At 68.9% G+C, this 16,703-nt stretch carries 16 protein-coding genes; 4 read left to right on the forward strand and 12 right to left on the reverse strand.

Going from position 1 to position 16,703, the window contains the following annotated elements; all coding sequences use genetic code 11:
- The first annotated feature begins 4 nt into the window (after positions 1-4).
- The 3 genes from hisD to LBN7_RS08165 are packed head-to-tail and all read left to right on the forward strand — an operon-like array spanning position 5 to position 2,828.
- Positions 5-1,333: a histidinol dehydrogenase gene (gene hisD, locus LBN7_RS08155; protein ID WP_116636116.1), complete on the forward strand. Its 1,329-nt coding sequence runs from the start codon at positions 5-7 to the stop codon at positions 1,331-1,333.
- Positions 1,330-2,088, forward strand: a complete 759-nt coding sequence (locus LBN7_RS08160) for an SDR family NAD(P)-dependent oxidoreductase (RefSeq protein WP_407361481.1) — start codon at positions 1,330-1,332, stop codon at positions 2,086-2,088. The genes hisD and LBN7_RS08160 overlap by 4 nt, the downstream gene beginning before the upstream one ends.
- Positions 2,088-2,828 (forward strand): HpcH/HpaI aldolase family protein, encoded by a 741-nt coding sequence (locus tag LBN7_RS08165; protein ID WP_407361482.1) that lies wholly within the window; start codon positions 2,088-2,090, stop codon positions 2,826-2,828. The genes LBN7_RS08160 and LBN7_RS08165 overlap by 1 nt, the downstream gene beginning before the upstream one ends.
- Positions 2,829-2,927: 99 nt before the next feature.
- On the opposite strand, the gene LBN7_RS08170 is transcribed toward LBN7_RS08165, so the two are convergent.
- The 7 genes from LBN7_RS08170 to LBN7_RS08200 form a co-directional block, all read right to left on the reverse strand.
- Positions 2,928-3,638, reverse strand: a complete 711-nt coding sequence (locus LBN7_RS08170; protein WP_407361483.1) for an alpha/beta fold hydrolase — start codon at positions 3,636-3,638, stop codon at positions 2,928-2,930.
- A 1-nt stretch (position 3,639) separates the two neighbouring features.
- A complete protein-coding gene (locus tag LBN7_RS08175; RefSeq protein WP_341946673.1) occupies positions 3,640-4,533 on the reverse strand; it encodes a carbohydrate ABC transporter permease in 894 nt (297 codons plus the stop codon).
- Positions 4,530-5,402: a carbohydrate ABC transporter permease gene (locus LBN7_RS08180; RefSeq protein WP_116636121.1), complete on the reverse strand. Its 873-nt coding sequence runs from the start codon at positions 5,400-5,402 to the stop codon at positions 4,530-4,532. Before LBN7_RS08180 ends, LBN7_RS08175 begins: the two co-directional genes overlap by 4 nt.
- A gap of 71 nt (positions 5,403-5,473) precedes the next feature.
- Positions 5,474-6,781: an ABC transporter substrate-binding protein gene (locus LBN7_RS08185; protein WP_407361484.1), complete on the reverse strand. Its 1,308-nt coding sequence runs from the start codon at positions 6,779-6,781 to the stop codon at positions 5,474-5,476.
- Between the two features lie 142 nt (positions 6,782-6,923).
- On the reverse strand, positions 6,924-8,177 hold the full coding sequence (locus LBN7_RS08190; protein ID WP_407361485.1) for an MFS transporter: 1,254 nt from the start codon (positions 8,175-8,177) through the stop codon (positions 6,924-6,926).
- 51 nt (positions 8,178-8,228) lie between these two features.
- The gene (locus LBN7_RS08195) at positions 8,229-8,546 is read right to left on the reverse strand and encodes a metalloregulator ArsR/SmtB family transcription factor (RefSeq protein ID WP_116636124.1); all 318 of its coding nucleotides are present in this window, start codon (positions 8,544-8,546) and stop codon (positions 8,229-8,231) included.
- Entirely contained in the window at positions 8,543-9,040 is a 498-nt protein-coding gene (locus LBN7_RS08200; protein ID WP_407361486.1) for an SRPBCC family protein, read from the reverse strand. The genes LBN7_RS08195 and LBN7_RS08200 overlap by 4 nt, the downstream gene beginning before the upstream one ends.
- 173 nt (positions 9,041-9,213) lie before the next feature.
- On the opposite strand from LBN7_RS08200, the gene LBN7_RS08205 reads away from it, so the two are divergent.
- The gene (locus tag LBN7_RS08205) at positions 9,214-10,821 is read left to right on the forward strand and encodes an SDR family oxidoreductase (RefSeq protein WP_407361487.1); all 1,608 of its coding nucleotides are present in this window, start codon (positions 9,214-9,216) and stop codon (positions 10,819-10,821) included.
- Here the strand turns inward: LBN7_RS08205 and LBN7_RS08210 are convergent.
- The 5 genes from LBN7_RS08210 to LBN7_RS08230 all read right to left on the reverse strand — a co-directional run bounded on the left by LBN7_RS08210 (position 10,804) and on the right by LBN7_RS08230 (position 16,633).
- Positions 10,804-11,136: a DUF86 domain-containing protein gene (locus LBN7_RS08210; protein WP_407361488.1), complete on the reverse strand. Its 333-nt coding sequence runs from the start codon at positions 11,134-11,136 to the stop codon at positions 10,804-10,806. The two genes, LBN7_RS08205 and LBN7_RS08210, sit on opposite strands and share 18 nt — an antisense overlap.
- Positions 11,137-11,150: 14 nt before the next feature.
- Positions 11,151-11,606 (reverse strand): nucleotidyltransferase domain-containing protein, encoded by a 456-nt coding sequence (locus LBN7_RS08215; protein WP_341946678.1) that lies wholly within the window; start codon positions 11,604-11,606, stop codon positions 11,151-11,153.
- 158 nt (positions 11,607-11,764) lie between these two features.
- A complete protein-coding gene (locus tag LBN7_RS08220; protein WP_407361489.1) occupies positions 11,765-13,771 on the reverse strand; it encodes a BCCT family transporter in 2,007 nt (668 codons plus the stop codon).
- Between the two features lie 312 nt (positions 13,772-14,083).
- On the reverse strand, positions 14,084-15,928 hold the full coding sequence (locus tag LBN7_RS08225; RefSeq protein WP_407361490.1) for an ABC1 kinase family protein: 1,845 nt from the start codon (positions 15,926-15,928) through the stop codon (positions 14,084-14,086).
- An 84-nt stretch (positions 15,929-16,012) separates the two neighbouring features.
- Complete coding sequence (locus LBN7_RS08230; protein ID WP_407361491.1) at positions 16,013-16,633, reverse strand: PadR family transcriptional regulator; 621 nt, start codon at positions 16,631-16,633, stop codon at positions 16,013-16,015.
- Between the last annotated feature and the right edge of the window lie 70 nt (positions 16,634-16,703).

The following is a 16,703-nucleotide window of genomic DNA, read 5'->3' on the forward strand; positions in this document are numbered from 1 at the left end:
GGCCATGCCCCTGCATCTGAAGTCCGCGCCGACGAAGACGTTCGCGGACACCGCGCAGCAGGATGTCGCCGAACGCGTCCGCGCGATCATCGGCGACATCCGCGAGAACGGCGACGTCGCCGTTCGGCGGTATGCCGAGCAGTTCGACAACTGGAGCCCGGAGTCGTATCGCCTCTCGGATGCCGAGATCGAGCAGATCATCGGCACCCTCCCCCCGCAGGTGATCCAGGACATCGAGTTCGTGCAGAACCAGGTGCGCCGCTTCGCCCAGGCGCAGCGCGACTCGCTCGTCGACATCGAGGTCGAGACCCTCCCCGGCGTCTTCCTCGGTCAGAAGCACGTTCCGGTGCAGGCGGCCGGCGCCTACATCCCCGGCGGCAAGTACCCGCTCACGGCATCCGCCCACATGACGATCATCACGGCCAAGGTCGCCGGCGTCCCCCGTGTCGTCGCGTGCACCCCGCCGATCCGCGGCGAGATCCCCGCCGCCACGGTCGCCGCGATGAAGATGGCCGGCGCCGACGAGATCTACATCCTGGGCGGCGTGCAGGCGGTCGCGGCGATGGCCGTGGGCACCGACACGATCGAGCCGGTCAACATGATCGCCGGTCCCGGCAACGCGTACGTCGCCGAGGCGAAGCGTCAGCTGTTCGGCGAGGTCGGCATCGACCTGTTCGCCGGACCGACCGAGATCCTCATCGTCGCCGACGAGCACGCCGATCCGTTCTTCACCGCCGTCGACCTGCTCTCCCAGGCCGAGCACGGCCCCGACTCCCCCGCGGTGCTGGTGACGACGTCTCAGACGCTCGCGGAAGAGGTCATGGACTGGATCGAGAAGATCCTCCCCGGCATGCCGACGCGCGACTACGCCGGTCCGGCCTGGCGCGACTGGGGGCAGGTCATCGTGGCCGACGACCTCGACGAGGCCTACCGCATCGCCGACGCCTTCGCTTTCGAGCACGTGCAGATCTTCACCGAGAACCCGCGCGAGGCCCTCACGAAGATGCACGACTACGGCGCGCTCTTCCTCGGCGAGAACACCTGCGTCTCGTACGGCGACAAGGTCATCGGCACCAACCACGTGCTGCCGACGCTCGGTGCCGCCCGCTACACGGGTGGTCTCTGGGTGGGCAAGTACCTGCGCACCGTCACGTACCAGGAGGTGCAGAACACGGAGTCGTCGGCCGAGCTCGGCGCCGTCTGCGGTCGCGCCGCGCGCGTGGAGCTCTTCGAGGGCCACGCCCGCTCGGGTGACGCCCGCGCCTGGCGTCACGCCGGCACGGAGTTCGCCTGGATCGAAGAAAGCCAGGCGGCCGCAGCGAGCTCGCGATGACCGATCTCACAGGCCGCACGGCCGTGGTGACCGGCGGTGGCAGCGGACTCGGGGCGGCCATCGCCCGGTCGCTGCACGCCGCCGGCGCCGACGTCGTGCTCGTCGGCCGTGACGAGACGAAGCTCGCCGCCACGGCATCCGCTCTCGGGGAGCGCGCCCGCGGGATCGCGTGCGATGTGTCGGATGCCGCATCCGTGGATGCCCTGCGCGACGCGCTGTCGGGCACCGAGGTGTCGATCCTCGTGAACAACGCCGGGATCCCCGGTCCGGTCGCGGCGCTGACCGACATCGGCGTCGACGACTGGGACGAGGTGTTCGCCGTGAACGTGCGCGGCACGTTCCTCGTCTGCAAGGCGCTGCTGCCCGGCATGATCGCGCGCGGCGACGGCGACGTGATCAACATCGCGTCGGTGTCGGGCAAGCGTCCGCTCGCGCATCGCACTCCGTACTGCGCGTCGAAGATGGCCGTGATCGGACTCACCTCGACGCTCGCGTTCGAGGTCGGCCCCGCGGGCGTGCGCGTCAACTCGCTCTCTCCCGGCCCGGTGCAGGGACCACGGATGGAGCGGAACTTCCGGCTCGAGGCGGAACGCTCCGGCACGACCGTCGACGACGCCGAGCAGGTGTTCGTCTCGCGCGCCGCGCTCGGACGCATGGTCACCGAGGAGGAGGTCGGCGCCGCGGTCCTCGCGATGCTGGCGATGCCCGGGATGTGCGGGGCCGACGTCGACCTCTCCGCCGGCATGGTCGCCTGATGACGTCGTTGCGTGCGCGTGCTCTGGCCGGGGACAAGCTGCTCGGCGCCCTGCTGCGGATGCCGTCGGAAGAGCTCGTCGAGATGCTCGCGGTCGCCGAGTTCGACTTCGTGCTCATCGACTGCGAGCACGGCCCGGCCGACATCACCGCCCTCCGCAACCACATCGCGCTCGCGGCGGCGCACGGCGTGCCGGTGATCGTGCGGGTCGGCGAGAACGACCGGGGTCAGATCCTGCGGGTGCTCGACCAGGGCGCCGAGGGCATCCTCGCCCCGCACCTCGACACCGCGGCAGATGCCGCCGCTCTCGTCGACGCGTCGCTGTATCCGCCGGTCGGCACCCGCGGCTTCGCGACCTACAGCCGCGCCGGTCGCTTCGGCGAGGTCGACCCGGGGGACCACCTGGAGTGGTACCTCGAGAACACGCTCGTGCTCGGCATGATCGAGTCGCCGGACGGCGTGCGCAACGTCGGAGACATCGTCGCGACGCCGCGGCTCGACGGCATCCTGGTCGGTCCCGCCGATCTCGCGGCGTCCACCGGCCCCGACGACCAGCCCGTTCCGGAGGCCATCGCCGCCGTGCACGCGGAGCTCGCTCGCGCGGGCTCGCTGCGCATGGACATCGTCGGCACGCGAGCTGCGGCCGAGGCGTCCTTCGCCGCCGGCGCCGACCTCGTCATCTACAACCTGGCGTCGTCGCTCATGCGGCATCTGCGCGACCTGGCCTCGCCGGAGCGCTGAGCCGACGGCATCCGCCCATCACAGAGTTCTCCGCCCCCAAGAAGTGCAGCACGCACAGGAGACGCGCGGCGCCAGGAGGACACGCGAAGGCCGGAACCCTCAGCGCCGCCCGGCGCCCGCGGCGGCATCCGCCAGCTGGGTCTGCCACGAGCGCAGCAATGAGCCGAAGGCCTGCGGGCGCTCGAGCGGCAGCAGGTGCCCGGCGTCGAGGGTGACGAGCCGGGCGTCGGGCATCCGCGTGACGATCTCGGTGTGGAAGTGCGGCGGCGTGATCACGTCGTCGAGCCCCGAGACGACCAGCGTCGGCACAGACAAGCCCGGCAGTCGCCCGAGCAGGTCGCCCCGGCTGAGCTGCAACTGCAGCTGCGCCCGCAGCCGCGCCTCGCCCGTGACCGTGCCCATCGCGAGGGTCCGCTCCACCAGGTCCGGTCGATCGCGCACGGCCTCGGCGCCCAGCAGCGCGGGAAGGATGCTCTCCTGCAGCTCACGCGCATCCGCGCCGGCATCCATGCGCCCGAGCCAGTCGCGCCACCCCTCGCGTTGCGTCTCGGTCGGGGCCTTCGCATTCGTCGAGACCAGGCACAGCCCGGCCACCCGCTCGGGAGCGGCCAACGCGACCGACATCGCGACGATGGCCCCGAGCGAGTGCCCGACGAGCACGAACCGCTCCGGAAGCGAGTCCAGCAGCGCCTCGACCTGGTCGGGGATGGAGGGGCGATCCAGCACCGGCTGGATCGCCCCGTCTGGTCCGGCATCCGCCCACAGATCGGCGGTGCAGTTCATGCCGGCAAGCAGCACCAGCGACGACACGTCAGCCCTTGACGGCGCCGTCGCTGAGTCCCGCGACGAGATATTTCTGCGCGATGAATGCGATCACGAACACCGGGATCGTGAGGAGCATGGATGCCGCTCCCGCCTGTTGCAGCATCGGCAGGGTCTGCCCGAGCTGCGTGGCGATGAACACGGGCACCGTCTTCGACGAGGTGTCGGTGAGCACGAGCGCGGTGAGGTACTCCTGGAACGCGAAGAGGAACACGAAGATGCCGGCGGTGAGGATGCCGGGTCCCATCAGCGGGATCATGACGCGGCGCAGCATCCCGATCCTCGTGCAGCCGTCGATCATGGCGGCCTCGTCGAGCTCCTTGGGGATCTCGGCGAAGAAGTTGCGCAGCAGCCAGATCGTGAACGGCTGGTTGATCGCGACCAGGGCGATCGCCAGCGCGAACGTCGTGTCGTAGATCCCCAGCGCGCGGCTGATGTCGTACATCGGCAGCACCACCGCGAAGCGCGGCAGCGCACGGAAGATCAGGGCGAGCACCAGCAGGATCGCCGAGACGTAGCTCGGGAACCGCGACAGCGCATAGGCCGCCGGGATGCCGATGACCAGCGCGATCACGGTCGACACGGTCGCGACGACCACGGTGTTCACGAGGTAGTCCGCGAAGTACGTGGTCTGCCACAGATCGACGAACGCCTGCAGCGTCGGCTGGTAGTCCCAGAGCACCGGCGGGTTGGAGAAGGCGACGTCGGTCGGCTTGGTCACCGACAGCGTCATCCAGATGAACGGACTGAGCACGACGACGCAGAGGATGCCGAGCAGCAGACCGGTGATGTACGGCGGGCGGTTCTGACCGCGGCGCTTGCGCTGCGGTGCGCCCTTGGTGACGATGGCCCTCGTCGAGAGCTCTGCGGAGGTGAGACTCATCGTTCGGCCTTCGCTTCCTTGAAGATGCCCCGGATGAACGGGATCAGCATGATGAGGATCAGGAGGATGGTGAGGACGTTGATCGCACTGCCCAGCCCGAGGTTCTCGGCGCCGTCGGCGAACGCCACCGAGTAGACGTAGAGCATGATCGACTCGTTCCCGATGTTCTGCGCCTGCGGCGACAGCGGGATCAGGTTGTCGAACATGCGCAGCACGTCCATGATCGTGATCAGGGTCACGAAGCCGAGCACCCCGCGGATGGTCGGGATGATCACGTTGATGTGCGTCTGGAAGCCGTTGGCGCCGTCGATCTTGGCGGCCTCCTTCAGCTCGTTGGGCACGCCCTGGAGCCCCGCCAGGATGATGAGCATCGCGAACGGCAGCATGTGCCAGACGGTGTTCGCGATCACGAGGATCGCGTTCGGCACCTGGTCGGTGAACCACAGCACCTGCGAGCCGCCGAAGAACCCGATCAGCCTGTTCACGACGCCGCCGAAGTTGTCGTCGAACAGCCACGAGAACGCGACGGCGCCGACGAGGTTCGGCAGCACGTACGAGACGAGCATGATGCCGAGGACGAGCGGGCGGGACGTGGTGATGCGGTTGATGCCGGTGGCGATGATGTATCCGAACACCAGCAGGATCGCGGTGGTGACGACCGTGACAGCGACGGTGAAGAGCACCGCCTTGTGGAACCGGGGATCTGTCAGAGCGTCGGTGAAGTTCTCCAACCCGACGAATGTTCCCGGTGTGCCGTAGCGGACCTGCTCGAAACTCCACTGCACCGTGCGCACCAGCGGGAGCACGAGGAGTGCACCCATCACCAGCAGGCTCGGAGCGAAGAGCAGCCAGAATTCGCGTGCCTTCATGTGCGTCCTCCCTTGGACGGACTGTGGCCTGAACTCGCGCTCAGGCCACAGTCATGGACGTCGGTCCGTGGTCAGCCGGCGACCTTCTCGCCGGCGGCCTGCATCTGGGCGAGTCCGTCGTCGACGGACACCTGGCCGTTGAGGATCGAGACCAGGATCGGACGGATCTCGTTCGTGATGTCGGCGATGACCGGCGACACGATCGGCGGCATCGCGCTGGCGATCGAGTCGTTCGCCGCCGCGCCGTAGGGAGAGTTCTTCTCCGTCACCATTCCCTCGCGGGCCGGGTAGGCCGCGGGGACGGATGCCTTCGAGGCGTCTTCGCTGACGGCCGAGGCCATCATCTGGAACAGCATGTCATGGTCGAGCTTCGTGTTGAACGGGATCGACCAGCCGTCGATCGAGAGGCGGTTGTACGAGTACTCCGCGTCATCGCTGACCTTCGGCGCACCGGCGAAGCCGAACGAGTCGGACAGCTTCGAGTTGGCCGGAAGCGTCAGGTCGAACATGCGGCCGGAGAACATGATCGACATGGCCGCCGTGCCGTTGAACATCTGCTGCTGCACCTTGGGCTGGTCGAAGGTCGTGACCTGCGGGTCCATGTAGGGCTTCAGCGAGAGCATCGCCTCGACGGCCTGCTTGGCCTCGGGGGTGTCGAGCGTGACTTCGCCGTCCGCGGTGACGAAGTCGGCGCCGAGGGAGTTCATCGCGCCCTCGAAGCCGGTGGTGACGTCGGCCGTGGCGAGCCACGGCAGCGCGATCGGGTACTCCATGAGCCCTGCGCCCTTGATGGCTTCGGCGGCGTCGATCATCTCGTCGAAGGTGGTCGGGACCTCGAGGCCGAGGTCTTCGAAGACGTCGGTGCGGTAGGCCATCACGAACATCTGCGCCTGCATCGGGATCGCGTAGATGTCGCCGTCGTACGACATCCCCTCGACCATCGAGGTGCTGATCTCGTCGAGGCCGTAGTCGGCGGCGTACTTGTCCCAGAGGTCGTTCAGCGGAACGAGCTTCTCCTCTTCGCCGAATCCGGGGATGACGAAGCCGTACGTCTCGATGATGTCGTAGGTGCCCGTGTCACCCGCGAGGGTGGCCGTGGTCTTGGTGACCTGACCGCCGAAGTCGATCGGGTCGTGCTTGAGCGTCACGTCGTCGGTCGAGCAGCTCGACACCATCGTGTCGGTGAAGGGGTCGATCGCCGAGGAGTTGTAGGCGAGGACGTTGACCGTCGTCTTGCCCTCGGGTGCCGTGTAGTCACATGACACCGTGGTCGAGTTTTCGTTGTCGGTGCGGGAGCCCGCGCCGCAGCTGGTGAGGGCGACGATGCCCACGGCTGCGAGAGCGAGTACCGGCAATGCCCGATGCTTGTTGAGTCCCATAGGGGTGATGGTATACGTATGCAGTCAACTTAGGGAAGCCTATTTTTCGGGAATGTATTCCCGCTGAATACGTATACGTAACGATTGCCCGCAGGCTCTTGCGGGCGACGCGCGGAATGCCGGCCGAAACGCCCGGGCGGCGTCACTCCGAGCGAGGTCGCCGCTTCTCCAGAGCCCCGGAGAGCAGGACGGCCACCACCCCCGCCACTGGCGCGATCAGGAGTCCGGCGCGCAGGCTCTCGGTGTCGGCGATGAAGCCGACGAACGGCGGTGCGAGCAGGAATCCGACACGGAGGAGCCACGAGACGATCGTGAGCCCGGCGCCGTGCCGCAGGCCGGGCAGCTCGTCCGCCGCATGCATCGCCGCGGGGATGAGCGTGGCGATGCCGAAGCCGAGCGCAGCGAAGCCGACGATCGTCCCCGGGATGCTGGGGAAGGCGAGAGCGAGCCCCATCCCCGTGGCCGCGATCAGTCCGCCGGCACCCGCGACGAGGCGCTGACCGAACCGGTCGGTCAGCCGGTCGCCGAGGATGCGGCCGACGAACTGCGCGAGCATGAGGGCGATGAAACCGAGCGGTGCGATCGCGGCGGCCGCGTCGAGCGAGTCGGCGAGGTAGAGCGTCGCCCAGGAGTTGCCGGCATCCTCACCCACCGCCCCGGCCATCGCGATGAGCGTGAGCGCCGCGAGCAGGAGGACCGTGCGCAGGCTCGGGCCACGGCGCCCAGCTGGGCGGATCCCGGGGCTGTCGGCGACGGCATCCGCATCTTCTGCCGCATCCGCCGACTCCTCGTCGCGCCCGGGCAGGCAGAAGCGCAGCGCACCGATGGCGACGGCGGCGAACACCGTGGTGGAGATCGCGAGATGGATGCCGACGGGCAGGCCGACAGCGATCGCGACGGCGGCCATCGCGCCGCCGAGCACCGCGCCGATCGACCAGATCGCGTGGAAGGAGTTGATGATCGAGCGACCGTACCGGCGCTGCACCCGCAGACCGTGAGCGTTCTGCGCGACGTCGGTGATCGCGTCGCACGCGCCGGTGAGGAACAGTGCGCCGGCGAACAGCAGCGCCGACGGCGACAGCCCGGCGAGGAGATAGCCGATGCTGGTGAGCGCGGTGCCCAGCACCGCGAGGCGGCCCGAGCCGAACCGGCGGATCAGCACGGCGGCGGCGAGACCGGCCACGATGGCCCCGGCCGGGAGCGCGGCGATCGACAGACCATAGGCGGTGTTGTCGAGACCCAGCGTCGCCTTGATCTCGGGGTAGCGCGGCAGGATGTTGGCGAACAGGGCGCCGTTGGTCAGGAAGAGCGCGGACACGGCGATGCGCGCGCGGCGGGCCGCGGCATCCGGGCCCGGTCGCGCGGCGGTGACCGTCTCGTCGCTCGGATCGTCCATCGCGCCCATCCTTCCACGAGCGCCCTGCGTCCCGTCGCAGAGGCGCCGCGGTCAGAGGCCCTCGGCGATCTCCTTGATCGCGGCGAGCCGGCGATCCCAGGCGCGTCCGATCGCGTCGAGTTGCGCGGCCGTGGCGGCGAGCTCGGTGCCGATCACGCGGTAGCGCAGCTCGCGGCCGACGGGCACGGGCTCGACGAGCCCGACCTCCTGCAGCACCGCGAGGTGCTTGGCGATGGCCTGACGACTCACAGGCAGACGCCCGGCGAGAGCGGATGCCGAGGCATCGCCCTCGCCGAGAGCCGTCAGGATGCTCCACCGCGTCTCGTCTGCCAGCGCCGAGAACATCGGGATCAGCGTGCCTGTGGTCATGCGTCGCCCTCGACGGCATCCGCTTCGACGAGCGCGACCAGCTTGTCGAGCTCGAGGTCCCATCCGGTGCGGTGGCTCTCGAGGTTCTTCAGCGGCGCGGACGTGCGCTCGAAGCCGCTCTCGACGACGGTGAGCTGGGTGCCGCCGTCGATCTCGTCGAGGGTGAAGGTGAAGACGGTCGAGGTGCTCTCGTCGACCGCGTCGGGGAGCCGACCGAGCGCGTCGTCGTTGTTCCATCGGTAGCTGATGAGATGGGGCTCGTCAGAGGCCTCGACCCGCAGCGGGATCACATCGTAGTCGGGGAAGGTCATCGTGCCGGTCGCGCCGACACCCGTGCCGTCGAGCACCGTGCGGCCGAACCAGCGCGAGATGTGCTCCGGCTCGGCGACCGCCCGCCAGACCTTGTCGATGGATGCCGCGATGCGGATCGTGCGTCGGACCGAGAAGGTGTCTTCGTCGACCACGGAAGCGGTGTTCTCCGTCATGTTCACCATGATGCGTCCTTTCTTCGCGGAGCAGCGGGATCGCCACTCACCTGCAATTACAGAGTTGCACATGTTGACGTGTACTGCAACCCCTGGGTTGCATTTCGATGGCGCCCTTACATGCCCGCCCCGCCGCGCGCCACCCGCTTCTCCGCATCTCCGCCGCGGCTTACGCTCGAGCCATGACCGAGCTCACCCAGCCCACCGGACAGGAAGAGGCGCTGCGCGCCGTCCCGCGCGAAGGCGGCACGGCACCCCGCGCCCTCGTGCTCGGAGCGACCGGATACATCGGGGGCCGCCTGACCCCCCGTCTCCTCAACGCCGGCTACCGGGTGCGGGTCCTGGCGCGCGACGCCGTGCGCGCGGCATCCTTCCCCTGGGGTCCCGCCTGCGAGATCGTCGAGGGATCGGCCGATGACGCGGATGCCGTGGCCGAGGCCATGGACGACGTCGACGTCGTCTACTACCTGATCCACTCGATGACCGCAGGCAAGGGGTTCGAGGAGAGCGATCAGCGCGCCGCGACGACGGTGGCGGATGCCGCGGCCCGCGCCGGCGTGCGCCGCATCGTGTACCTCGGCGGGCTGCACCCCGACGACGTGAAGCTGTCGCCGCATCTGCGCTCGCGCGTGGAGGTCGGCGAGACGTTCCTGCACTCCGGGGTGCCGACGCTCGTGCTCCAGGCGGGCGTCGTGATCGGCTCGGGATCGGCGTCGTTCGAGATGATCCGGCACCTGACCGATGTGCTGCCGTACATGCCGGCACCGAAGTGGGTGCGCAACCGCATCCAGCCGATCGCCGTGCGCGATGTACTGCACTACCTGCTCGGGGCCGCCCGTGTCGACGCGGACGTGAATCGCGCCGTCGACATCGGCGGACCCGATGTGCTGCGCTACGGGCAGATGATGAACGGCTATGCGGTCGAGGCGGGCCTGCCGCAGCGGGCGATCGCCGCACTGCCCGTGCTCACCCCGGGGCTCGCCTCGCACTGGGTGAACCTCGTCACGCCCGTGCCGCGGTCGATCGCGCGGCCGCTCGTCGCCTCGCTGCAGAACGAGTGCGTCGTGAAGGACCGCACCGTCGACGAGCTCATCCCGCCGCCCGCCGACGGCCTGACCCCGTACCGCCGAGCCGTCGCGCTGGCTCTCGGACGCCTCGACGCCGACACGATCGAGACGAGCTGGCAGGACGCCGAGGTGAGCGGGGCCCCGAGCGATCCCCTGCCGAGCGACCCCGACTGGGCGGGGCGCACGGTCTTCACCGACGCGCGGTCGCTCGAGACGAAGGCATCCGTCGACGACCTGTGGCGCGTGATCATCGGGATCGGCGGAGAGAACGGCTGGTACTCGTCGCCGTTCCTCTGGGCGGTGCGCGGCGTGATGGACCGCCTGGTCGGCGGGGTCGGACTCCGACGCGGACGCCGGAGCCGCACCGCCGCGCGCATCGGCGACGCGATCGACTTCTGGCGCGTCGAGGCGGTATCGCAGCCGCATTCGGGCGAGGAGGATGCCGGGCTGCTGCGCCTGCGCGCCGAGATGAAGGTTCCCGGTGAGGCATGGCTCGAACTGCGGGCGATCGCCGAGGGCCCGGGCGCCCGCTACGAGCAGCGCGCGGTGTTCTTCCCGCGGGGCCTGGGCGGACGGCTGTACTGGCTCGCCGTGCTGCCCTTCCACGGCTTCATCTTCGCGGGCATGGCGGCGCGGATCACGGCCGCGGCCGAGACGGGCGGTGCCACAGCCGCGAGATCAGACGACCCTGGCGATGCCTCCCGTTCAGACGTGACCACCTGATCCGATCTCCGCCTGCACGCGAGCCGCAAGCTCCGGAAAGGCCGTGATCACCGTGCGCCAGAGCAGATCTCTGTCCACGCGGTCATAGTGATGGACGACGAAGTCTCGGTTGCGGGCCGCCTGACGCCAGACCGGGTGAGAGAACCGTGCCTCGTCGGCGTGCGCGAGCCGCTTCGAGAGATCGCCGATGCGATTCGAGAGCGCCTCGAATGCCAGAGGCAGCGCAGGGTCGACGTCGAAGGCATCCCGACCGCGATCAGCGAGATCCGCGGCTCGGGCGAGGGTGTCTCGAAGATCGCCGAGCCATCGGTCCACTCGATCATCGGGATTCACAGCCGAACGGCTTCCCGCAGGATCGTCGCATCGTGCTCGGGATTCAGCGCCGCCGTGCTCACGACGGATACCGGCACCCCGAGCAGAGCCTCCATATCGATCTCGAACTGGGCGACGTCGAACAGCGTGGCTTCCGCGTGCGGCGTCACCAGCAGGTCGACGTCACTGAGCTCGTTCTGGTCTCCACGTGCGATGGATCCGTAGACCTGCACGTCACCGAGATGCGAGAGCGCGGCCAGGCGTTCGATGAGTGTGCGCTGCGCACGCAGCCGATCCAGCCCGATCTTCGTCGACCTCCCCTCGGTCAACGCGAGAAACCGGTCGTACGGGAGGAGCGCTGCTTGCGGCCGACGGTGAGATCCGATGATCACCGGCTCATCGGATCCCTCGCGAAAAGACCCGATGATGCGCGAGAGGCCGGCCCGCGCATCCGAGACCGAGGTCACATCCATCACAGCTCCTTCACATTCTGTACAGAAGATTGTACAGAATGAGTATCCGAATGACGAGGAAGTGGCGTCGCGACGGCGGGCGAGCGCGCGGAATCAGGCGAACAGCTTCTGATTCCGCGTGATCGCCTGATTCGGCCCGGCGCTTTGCGGGCGGCTCCTCAGTCGACCGGACGCTCCTCCGACCGCGGGTGCTCGCCCTGCACCGCGCCCTGGGCGCCCGCCGACTCCGCCGTCTCCTCGGCGAGTCCGTCCAGGGATGCTCCCGCGTCGGCATCGGCATCCGCATCGGTCGCGGCATCCGCTGTCGGGACGATGTCGATCGCCTCGGTGGCAGCCTCGTAGACCTCGGCGAGGGTGTCGTCGACCGTGTCCTCGTCGATCCAGGCGAGGTCGTCTTCGGAGTGGTCGTACTCGACCGGGACGAGCGCGAAGTCGTCGCCGTACTCCTCGAGCCCGGCCATGACGCTGTGCCGCACGGCCATCCGCGCATAGCGGTCGCGGAGTATCAGCGGATCGCGCCGCAGGTCCTTCATGAAAGCGACCATCATGAACGCCATGATCACCGCGAACGGCAGCGCGGCGATGATGGTCACGTTCTGCAGCGAGCGGAGTCCGCTCCCCTCCTCGCCCGAGATGAGCAGCACTGCGGCGATCACGCCGACCAACACCCCCCAGATGACCGTCACCCAGCGCGCGGGCTCGGGACGGCCCTGCTGCGACAGCGTGCCCATCACGAGCGAGGCGGAGTCCGCGCCGGTGATGAAGAAGATCGAGATCAGCAGGATGAGCAGGATGCTGGTGACCAGCGGGAACGGGAGATTCCCGAGCACGCCGAAGAGCACCTCCTCCGGCGGGTCGACGTTCAGTCCGGCACCGTCCATCTGCTGCTGAATGGCAGTCGTGCCGAAGATCGAGAACCAGACGAGCGAGATGGCCGAGGGCACGACGATGACGACCGACACGAACTGACGGAGGGAGCGGCCGCGCGAGATCTTCGCGATGAACATGCCGACGAACGGCGACCACGAGATCCACCACGCCCAGTAGAAGATCGTCCAGGTCGACAGGAAGGTCTGGGCCTCGTCACCCTGCGAGGCCGAGCGTGCGATCATCGTCGGCAGGTCGCCGAGGAACTGCACCGCGACCGACGGGATCACGTTGAGGATGAGCAGCGTCGGACCGACGAAGAACACGAAGAAGGCCAGGACGAGAGCCGCGACCGCGTTGATGTTCGACAGCGCGCGGATCCCCTTGGAGACGCCCGAGACGGCGGAGGCGATGAAGCAGGCGGTGAGCACGGCGATCGCCGCGATGAGGATGCCGTTGCCGAGCTCGCCGATGCCCGTGACGATCTCGACGCCGTGCCCGATCTGCAGGGCGCCGAGCCCGAGGGATGCCGCCGTGCCGAAGAGCGTGACGATGATGGAGAAGACGTCGATCGTGCGGCCGAGGGGTCCGGTGGTGCGGTGCTCGCCGAGCAGCGGCGCGAAGATCGAGGAGATGAGCGGGGTGCGGCCGCGGCGGAACGCGCCGTAGGCGATGGCCCCGCCGACGAGCGCGTAGAACGCCCAGGCCTGCGGACCCCAGTGGTAGAGCACCTGCGCCTGCGCGGTGTGCATCGCCTCGAGGGTGTTCGCCTCGACGGTCCCGGGCGGCGGGTTCTCGAAGAAGGTGAGGGGCTCAGCCGCACCCCAGAACACGAGTCCGATGCCCATGCCGGCCGCGAACAGCATCGAGATCCACGAGAACATCGAGAACTCGGGCTCTTCGTCGTCGCGGCCGAGCGGGATGCGACCGTAGCGGCTGAACCCGATGAAGAGCATGAACACCAGGATGACCGTGGCGATCGTCGTGAAGAAGAAGCCGGTGTACTCGACGACCGCGTCGAGGACGGTCCGCGTGGTTCCGGCGAGGTTGTCGCCCGCGAACACACCCCAGGCGATGAAGGCGACGGTCAGTGCGACCGCGATGCCGAAGACGAGCGGATCGGTGCGGTACGACCGGCCCGTCTCCTCGACCGAGACGCCGGGCACGAGCGCCGGATGCACGCTGCGCGGCGGCACCGCGGCGATGTCGCGGACGATCTTCTTCGCGGTCGGGACGATGCCCGTTCCCGGCGGTGGTCCTTCAGAGCGTGCGGTGGGCTTCTCGTCAGGGGTCTCCATGGAAGACCATCCTTCCACGGCCCTTCGACAGGCTCAGGGACCCAGCCTTGGATTCGGGAACCGCCCTGAGTGCGGGGCCAGCCATGAGTGCGGAACCCGGTCATGAGTGCGTGACCCGGTCCTGGGTTGCTGAGCTTGTCGAAGCACGTCAGCGCGGCATCCGCTGTACGCCTCGCGAGGAGAATCGCGCTTCCGAAGGCCCGAATCCCGGATTCCATCCTTCTGAAGCGCACATTCCCTTGTCGGATGCCCGAGTGCCGCGTGCCCCGATACCGGATGCCGGATCTCGGATGCCGGACGTCGGATGCCGCGTCAGCGCGGCCCGCGCCGCCCGACTCCCGCGAAGACCGCGTGCAGCAGCGGCAGCGCCGAGACGCAGATCAGCGTGATGCCGAGCGGGGGCAGCGGCGTCACGAGCAGCGCGCCTCCGACGAGCATCGCGGCGAAGAGCACGCCCGAGGCGATTCGGCGCGCGAGACCCTCCAGACGATCGAGTCGACGCTCGAGACGCGAGGTGTCGAAGGACACGTTGCCGTCGTCGATGCGCGTGATGATGTTGTCGATGCGCTGCGGCAGCCGCATGGTCACGGCGGCGGTCGCCATGGCCCGCTTCGCCACGTCCTGGATCAGGTTGCCCGACTCGTCGCGCAGCAGGCGGCCGGCGTACGGCTCCGCGGCATCCCACACGTTGAAGGCGGGGTTGAGGCCGCTGCACATGCCCGACGTCAGCGAGACGGCGCGGATCAGCAGCAGCATGTTCTCGGGCAGCTGCAGCGGTAGCGACCGCACCATGTCGCCGAACTCATCGGCGAAGGCGGTGAACTCGCGCGGGTCGACGGTGCTGAGCTCGGCGAATCCCATGCCGCCGAACCTCGCGAACAGGGCGGTGAGCGCGCGCTCGAGCTCGTTGGTGTCGGCCGACGGCAGCAGCACGCCGATCTCCTTCGCGGCCGCGACGAGTCCTCGGCTGTCGCGGCCGGCGACGGCGATGAGGAGCGTGCGCAGACCGTTGCGGAGGTTGTCCGGCACCTCGGCCATCATCCCGAAGTCGATGAAGGTCAGCCGGAAGTTCCGCTCCTGCGCCCCTGCGCCCTCACCCTGGGTCCCTGCGCCCGCGCCCTGGGTCCCTGAGCCTGTCGAAGGGCCTGTCGAAGGGCCCGCCTCAAGCACCGGCGTCACGAAGATGTTCCCCGGATGCGGGTCGGCGTGCACGAAGCTGTGCGTGAACACCTGGTCGAACATGACCTCGGCGAACACGTCGGCGACCTGCGAGGGGTCGATGCCGGCGGCGCGCAGCGCGTCGATGTCGTTGATCTTGATCGCCGTGACATCCGAGAGCGTCAGCACGCGACGGGTCGACCGCTCCCACACGATCTCGGGGGTGTCGACGCGCGGGTCGTCGGCGAAGTTCTCCCGGAACCGCTCGGCGCTCGCGGCCTCGTGCAGGTAGTCGATCTCCTCGAGGCTCGTCTCGGCGAACTCCTCGACGAGCGCGGGGGCGTCGACTCGATCCGAGACGAGCCGCACGCGCATCGCCCAGCGCGCCACCCGGCGGAGGGCGGCGAGGTCGACCGCGACGATCTCGTCGATGCCCGGACGCTGCACCTTCACGACCACCGTGTCGAGTCCCGTGTCGGCGGCGTCCTGCTCCGAGAGCCGGGCGCGATGCGCCTGACCGAGGGATGCCGCGGCCACCGGAGTCTCGTCGAACCAGGCGTACGCGCGGGTCAGCGGCATGCCCAGCTCGGCCTCGGCGACGACGCGGAGGTCGGCGAAGGGGACGGCGGGCACCTCGTCCTGCAGCCCCTCGAGCTCGGCGGTGATCTCGGGCGGGAGCACGTCGAGGCGCGACGACATGAACTGTCCGACCTTGATCATGAGCCCGCCGAGGTCGACCGCGAGCACGTGGAATCGTCGGGCGAACTTCTGCATCCGCGGTCCACGCGTGCGCTCCGCGACCGATGACATCCCGAGGCGCGGCAGCACGAGCTCGTACCACCAGACCTTCAGGAACTCGCGTGCCGCGAAGTTGAGGATCCGTCGGTAACGGGCACGGTGCCCGGGTGCCGGTCGTGGATCGCGGGCCGCTGCGCTGCGGCCGCCCGTCCCCGGAATCGTCGGTGGCGCTGCGAAGCGCCCCACGCCGGCATCCGTCATTCCGTCATCCTCTCGAACCGCGTCGACACGCTGTGACCATGTCAGCCCTCCCCCGACCGCTGAGCCGCGGACCGCGGCATCCGATCAGTCCTGCGCGAGGATGGAGTAGAGCTTACGGCGCGCGTCGTCGAGGACGTCGATCGCGGCCTGCACCTGCTCGGGCGAACCGCTGCGACCCACCGCGGCGGCGGCACCGGCGAGGTCGACGCCCGCCTTCGGGAGCGCGGTGAAGCGCGGGTCGTTGCGGTGGCCGTCCTTGTCGGACGACTCCCACGGAGCCTTCGTCTCCGACGACTCGTCGGCGACGGCGCGACCCGCCTCGGTCAGCGAGTAGGTCTTGCGACCGTTCTGCTCCTCGGCCGAGATGAGACCCTCGTCGGCGAGCAGCTGCAGGGTCGGGTAGACCGATCCGGCGCTGGGCTTCCAGGTTCCGCCACTGCGCTCGGCGATCTCGTTGATGATCTGGTAGCCGTGCATCGGCTTCTCGGCGAGCAGCGAGAGCACCGCCGTGCGCACGTCGCCGCGGGCCATGCGCGAGCCGCCGGACGGGCGCTGCTCGAACGACTTGCGGAACTGGTCGAACGCGTCGAACAGAGCGCCGGCCGGGCCGTTCGCGCCGCCGAGGCCGCCGGTGCCGAAGAGGCTGCCGAGCGGGTTGTCGGCGTTGCTGCTGCCGGATGCGCCGAAGGGGAATGCGTTGTTCATGATGACCTCCAGATGGGGTGGTGAACGATAGTCAACGATATATCGTTCAGCCTGGAGGTTGGGTGGGAGT

The organism is Microbacterium sp. LBN7, assembly GCF_045690345.1.
GTDB lineage: Bacteria > Actinomycetota > Actinomycetes > Actinomycetales > Microbacteriaceae > Microbacterium.